We start from the raw sequence: 3,004 nt of genomic DNA, 5'->3' as shown, positions 1-3,004 counted from the left end.
TCCCGGCGGCCCTCCGCGGCCGGCGCCTCGGGCGCTTCGGCGGCCCGGCGGCGCTGCCGGGGGACGCCGGGGGCCGGGTCCACCCGGTACCGGCCGGCTTCCGGTTGCTCCTCGTGCACGGGGGTTCCCTACCTTCGACCGGTCACGGCTACGGACCACCCGTACGGACGGGCCGATCCGGACACAGTAGACGAGCCGAACGGGGGAGTCGTTCCCGATGTGATCTGCGCCATGTTCCGGCAGTGCGGAGGCAAATAGCGCTCGCGGCCGAGCAATTGCGGAAGCACCAGGAGTGGTCGGCGGCGCCGGCCGGAGCTCCCGAGGGGGCTCCCAGGGGCGGTCGGCTCAGGGCGCGACGCAGGCTTCCACGTCGGCGGTGCGTCCCTCGAAGGTGGGCGAGGCGTCCGTCGTGGGTGATGCGTCCGCCGCCGCCACCTCGGCCTCCGGTTCCGTTCCGGTGCCCGCCTCCGGTTCCGTTCCGGTGCCCGCCTCCGGGCCCGCCGCCGTTCCCGGCGAGGGTTCCGCCCCCTGGACCGGGCCGGGCGAGGCCGTGACCCCGGGCGGCCGGACGGCGACCGGCTGGTCGTCCCGCAGCGCCGCGAACAGCTGGCCGGTCTGCGGCTGCACGAACTCGTCCCGGTCCGAGTCGTAGCGGTACGGGCGGCGCGGTGCGGTCAGGAGGGCCACGTCCGCCGAGGGGATGCCGCGCAGGTCCCGGGTGAGGTCGTACAGCGCGCCGAGCGAGGACAGCCCGCCGTCCGCCTGGACCGAGGAGGTCGCGGCGTCCAGCACCGGCCACAGCTTCGCCGGGTTCAGCAGCACTCCCTGCGACTGCACCTTGCGGACCAGCGAGGCCAGGAACTGCTGCTGGCGGCCCATGCGTTGGGTGTCGCTGCCGTCGCCCAGGCTCTCCCGGGCCCGGACGTAGCCGAGCGCCTGCTCGCCGTGCAGGCTCCGCCGGCCGGCCGGCAGGTCGAGCATGGCGTCCTTGTCGTGGATCGGCTGAGGCACGCACACCTCGACCCCGCCGATCGCGTCCACCATCGCCTTGAAACCGCTGAAGTCGAGGATCACGTAGTGGTCGATCCTGATGCCGCTCAGCTGCTCGACGGTCCGGATCGAGCAGGCCGGACCGCCCGTCTGGAAGGCCTGGTTGAACTGCATCAGCGCGGGCTTGCTGCGGGCGCCGTCCGGCTGCTCGCAGGCGGGGACGGCGACCATGACGTCGCGCGGGACGGAGACCGCGGTCGCGCGCTTCCGGTCGGCGGCCAAGTGCAGCAGGATCGTGGTGTCCGAGCGCTGGCCGCCCGCCTCACCGCCGTACGCGCCGTTCGCGCCGGAGCGGTCGTCGCTGCCGATCAGCAGGAGGTTCTCGGCGCCCTGCGCTCCGGCGGTGCGGGCCGGCCGCTCGGCCTCCAGCTCGGCGAGCAGCCGGTCGGTGGCCGAGTCGGTGCGGATGTTGCCGTCCAGCTTGCGGTAGGCGACCCAGAGCAGCGCCCCGGTGGCGACCAGCAGGAACGCGCCGGCGCAGGCGGTGGCCGTCAGCCACCGCCGGCGACACCGCCGACGCCGGTGTCCGGTCGCGCCCGCAGGGGCGTCCGTCGGCGGGCCGTCCTGCGCGGGGCCGTTCTTCGGGGGAGGGGCGGTCGGGGGGTGCTCGGTGTCATCCTCGGCCATGGCAGCGATCCCTACCCGCCAGGGCCGGGCCGGGGGTTAGCCGAGGCGCAGCGTCACCCGTTCGGATTCCGTTCGCTTCTCCCACTGCCCGGCGTCCAGCGCCTGCGAGTTGCGGCACAGCACCACCGAGGCGCCGGCCGCCATCGGCGCCAGCAGACCGGCCTCCAGGCCCGCCCAGTCGTCGTACGGGAGGGTGGACAGAACCCGGTCGCCGGGCTTCAGGCCGAGCCGCACCGCGCCCTCCCGGGCCAGTGCCACGGTCTGCTCGCCCGTCAGCTTCAGCGGCAGCCCGTCCACCGCGGTCTCCAGCGCCTGCCCGTCCGGGGCGACGGGGGAGTACGGCGCGAAGCGGTCGCCCTGGCCGGGCACCTCGGCGGCGTAGTCGAGGAAGCCGTCCGGGCGCTGCGGGAAGCGGCCGCCGAGCGGGCGCAGCGCGAGCGCGACCCGCTCGCCCTCGCAGGCCTGGGCGGCCTCCAGTCCGTCCGGGCCGCTGACCACCAGGTCGGCGGCGGCCGGGTCGCCGCTCGGCACCGCCGTCACCCCGACCGACCAGCAGGCCAGCAGCCAGACGGCGCTCTGCCAGTGGGCGGGCAGCAGCAGTGCCGCCCGGTCGCCGGGGCCGGCGTTCAGCTCGTCCTGGAGGAGGTTGGCGGTCTTGGCCACCCAGTTGTCGAAGGTGCGGGCGGACAGCTCCACCCGTTCGCCGGTGGCGTCGTCGTAGAAGGTGACCAGCGGGGCCGCGGGATCGACCGAAGGGGTGCCGCCGCGCAGGAATGCGTGCAGCAGCTCGACGGGGGTGCGGGCATCGGCAGCGAAAGGCGCAGTCATGGTGCGCCCCAGCCTACGGCCTTCGGGTGGGAGGCCGGGAGGGGCGTCCGAACGGGCGCGGAGCGGCGTGCGGGCGGTCCGGTTTGCCGCGACGATCCGTCTTATGCGCCTCTCACTCCCAGCCGCCCTGCTCGCCGGCTGCACCACTGCCCTCCTCCTCCAGCCCGCCGCCACCGCGACCCCCGAACCGATACCGCAGCGCCGTGACTTCGCCGGCGGCGGCTCGACCACCTCCCTCCCGCTGCCCGCCGGGTTCGGCCTCGCCCCGCGCGGCACCGATCCGTTCGAACTCCTCGGCCTCGGCTGGGACGGCCCGGCGGACGCACTCGCCGGCGCGGTGGTCCGGGTCCGCACCCGGGACGCGGCCACCGGCCGCTGGACGGACTGGCACCGGCTGGAGGCCGATTCCACGGACGGCCCCGACCACGCGGTGCGCGGCGCCACCGCCCCGCTGTGGACCGGCCGCAGCAACGGCGTCGCGGTCGAGGTCCGGCCCGGG

2 protein-coding genes and 1 pseudogene are annotated in these 3,004 nt (G+C 75.7%); 1 reads left to right on the top strand and 2 read right to left on the bottom strand.

The window, feature by feature from the left end; all coding sequences use genetic code 11:
• Window positions 1-345: 345 nt before the first annotated feature.
• Together KS423_RS42305 and KS423_RS42300 are read right to left on the bottom strand one after the other, a co-directional pair.
• The gene (locus KS423_RS42305; protein WP_224285025.1) at window positions 346-1,677 is read right to left on the bottom strand and encodes an LCP family protein; all 1,332 of its coding nucleotides are present in this window, start codon (window positions 1,675-1,677) and stop codon (window positions 346-348) included.
• Window positions 1,678-1,713: 36 nt separating this feature from the next.
• A complete protein-coding gene (locus KS423_RS42300; RefSeq protein WP_224285024.1) occupies window positions 1,714-2,505 on the bottom strand; it encodes a TIGR03089 family protein in 792 nt (263 codons plus the stop codon).
• A 103-nt stretch (window positions 2,506-2,608) separates the two neighbouring features.
• On the opposite strand from KS423_RS42300, the pseudogene KS423_RS42295 reads away from it, so the two are divergent.
• Window positions 2,609-3,004 (top strand): annotated as a pseudogene (locus KS423_RS42295) (N-acetylmuramoyl-L-alanine amidase); the annotation flags it as partial.

This window comes from Streptomyces sp. LS1784 (genome assembly GCF_020103755.1).
In the GTDB taxonomy this organism is placed as follows: domain Bacteria; phylum Actinomycetota; class Actinomycetes; order Streptomycetales; family Streptomycetaceae; genus Kitasatospora.
The sequence above is the reverse complement of the archived record's forward strand: the minus strand, read 5'-3'. Positions and strand labels throughout refer to the sequence as shown.

What these genes read in the sequence shown, in the direction of transcription:
- KS423_RS42305 (WP_224285025.1), bottom strand. Translation starts at nt 1,677, where the DNA reads ATGGCCGAGGATGACACCGAGCACCCCCCGACCGCCCCTCCCCCGAAG.
- KS423_RS42300 (WP_224285024.1), bottom strand. Translation starts at nt 2,505, where the DNA reads ATGACTGCGCCTTTCGCTGCCGATGCCCGCACCCCCGTCGAGCTGCTG.